A 2,500-nucleotide genomic window follows, 5' to 3' on the forward strand; every position below is an offset into this window, starting at 1 on the left:
GCGCGCACGGTATCGCCAGCACGGCGCGCCAGTTCGGCGGCCAGCGTGATGGCTTTGTAGTGGGCGACGTTGGTGGACAGCGCTTTGGATGTGGCAAGGCTGGCGATGTCGTTGACGATCCACGAGGCATACGATTGTTCACGCCAGTCGAGGAAGGATTCTTCGCCGTTGTACAAGCCGGTGGCGGCATCGTAGGCGGCGAGGCGGTCGTTTTCGATGGTGTTGCTGAGTGCCTTCAGCGCGATCGGCGCGAAGGTTTCGCGGTCCGCGGCAGACAGGGACTTCAGCGTTTCTTCAGCGCCGAAGGCCCAGGTCACGCGGTCGGTGCTGACCGGCCAGCTGCCGCCGCTTCCGGTGTCCTGCACGATCTGCAGGCCGTCTTCGCTGCCAGCCGCCGCTGCTGGCTTGGCGCCGCGGTAGCCGGACAGCTTGAACATCAGCGAGTTGCGGGCGCGCTGCGGGTCCAGCATGGCCAGGCCGAGATTGGCGGCGTACGAAAGGTCGCGCGTCCAGACGTAATGCCATTTTTCGCCGGTTTCAAAACACTCGCAGGGAATCGGCGCGCCGCCGTTGTAGCTCCCGTCCTGGATGGCGCTGACGGAGTCCTGCTTCATTTCGCTGATCGCCAACGCGAACAATGCATCGAAAGGCAGGCTGCCGCTACGCACGCGCGGGAGGTTTTCCAGCTCGGCGTATTCGACGGTTTGCGGGGCGCCGTCGCGCAAGGGGACGACGGTCGTCTGCTTATAGCTGCGCAGCGGCGCAGCAGCGTCTGACGTCGAGAATGGGCCGGAGACGGTATCAGCGCGCGCGGCGCTCGCGCAGGCGGCGGCGAACAGCGCAGCAGCCAGCGGAATGCAGGCGACGCCCGCAGCCGCCAGGCCGAGCTGCCGCACAGGCGTTGGGGCGCGCGCGGGCTGGGTAAGAGGCAGCGGGTCGGGGCGGCGCGGCATCACTTCACCTCCAGCACGAGCACGGAGCGTGCGGGCAGGGTGATGGCTGTTGCGTCCAGCGCGTAGGATTTACCGGTGAGGACGTCGGTGCCGGTGTGCACGCCGGACAACATTTCATGGAAGCGCGCAGTGGCCAGCGGCACGTCTTTGGCATTCTTGTTGAAGACAACCATCACTTTGCTTGTGCCGTCGTAACGGAAGTAGACATAGGTATTCTCTTCAGGCCCATAGTGCATCATCTTCCCGTGATGGACAACGCTGGCGGTCTTGCGCCAGTTGAGCAGCTTCTTCAGCCACGCCTGCGACTCGCGCTGTGCCGGCGTCAGGCCTTCGCCGGTGAAGGCATTGATCGTGTCGCCAGCCCAGCCACCCGGCATGTCGCGGCGGTAGGACGGATCATCGCGCCCCTTCACGGTGGAAGGCATCAGAATCTCCGTGCCGTAATAAAGCTGCGGAATGCGCGGCACCGTCAGCGTAAAGGCCATCGCCATGCGCCACAGCGCCGGATCGTCATTGACCACGCTGAAGGTGCGCGCCATATCGTGGTTGCCTTCGAACAGCACCAGCTTCGACGCGTTCGGATAGAGATAATCCTGCGACAGCGCCTCATACACGTCAGTCAGGCTATACGTGCCGTCCGTATCGGCCAGCGCCTTGCGCAGCGTATCGTTGAGCGGGAAGTCCATCATGCTCGGCATGTGCGACACATAGCCGTCGAAGTTCTGCTTGCCCTCCTGCCAGTGCGCAACGATAGGAATATGCATGCTCCACTCCTCGCCGACCATGGTCAGGTTCGGATATTCCTCGCGGATGCGGCGCGACCATTCGGTCAGGAAAGCCGAATCCGAATAGCCGTAAGTGTCCACGCGCAGGCCGGACAGGCCCGCGTACTCGATCCACCAGATATTGTTCTGGATAAGATACCTTGCGACGAAAGGATTGGCCTGGTTCATATCCGGCATGTGCGAGCCGAACCAGCCTTGCGTAAAGTTGCGGCGATCTTCCTTGCTGCCGTAAGGGTCCTGCACCGCCACGCGATGGTGGGCCGTCGGCACGAACTTGCCGTCGTAGCTGATCCAGTCCTGCATCGGCATGTCTTTCATCCACCAGTGCGCGCTGCCGATGTGGTTCAGCACCACGTCCTGAATCACGCCGATGCCTTTTTCGCGGGCCTTCGCCACGAAGCGCACGTAGTCCTCATTGCTGCCGTAGCGCGCATCAACCTTGTATTGATCGGTCGCCGCGTAGCCGTGATAGGAGTAGGCCGGCTGGTTGTTCTCGACCAGTGGCGTGGGCCAGATCTGGGTGTAACCCATGGACGCAATGTAATCCAGATGGTCGGTCATGCCCTTCAAATCGCCGCCGTGTCGCCCGGAGCCATTCTTGCGGTCAAGCTTGTCGGCCAGCGAGGCCACGCTGTCGTTGGATGGATCGCCATTGGCGAAACGGTCCGGCATCACCTGATAAATAGCATCTTCATTACTGAAGCCCTGGCGCTGGGCCGAGCCGGCAGCGCGGGCGCGTAACTCGTAGGTGTAGCGCGCAGC

The 2,500-nt window shown here is 62.7% G+C and carries 1 protein-coding gene and 1 pseudogene; both read right to left on the reverse strand.

Annotation, left to right across the window (positions count from 1 at the left end):
* A pseudogene (locus AB4Z11_RS29255) lies at positions 1-953 on the reverse strand (esterase); the annotation flags it as partial.
* Positions 953-2,500 (reverse strand): alpha-amylase family glycosyl hydrolase (locus AB4Z11_RS29260; protein WP_442029333.1); only part of this gene is annotated, 1,548 nt, incomplete at its 5' end. The pseudogene AB4Z11_RS29255 and the gene AB4Z11_RS29260, both read right to left, overlap by 1 nt.

Source organism: Pseudoduganella sp. RAF53_2, assembly GCF_052113985.1.
Classification (GTDB): domain Bacteria; phylum Pseudomonadota; class Gammaproteobacteria; order Burkholderiales; family Burkholderiaceae_D; genus Rugamonas.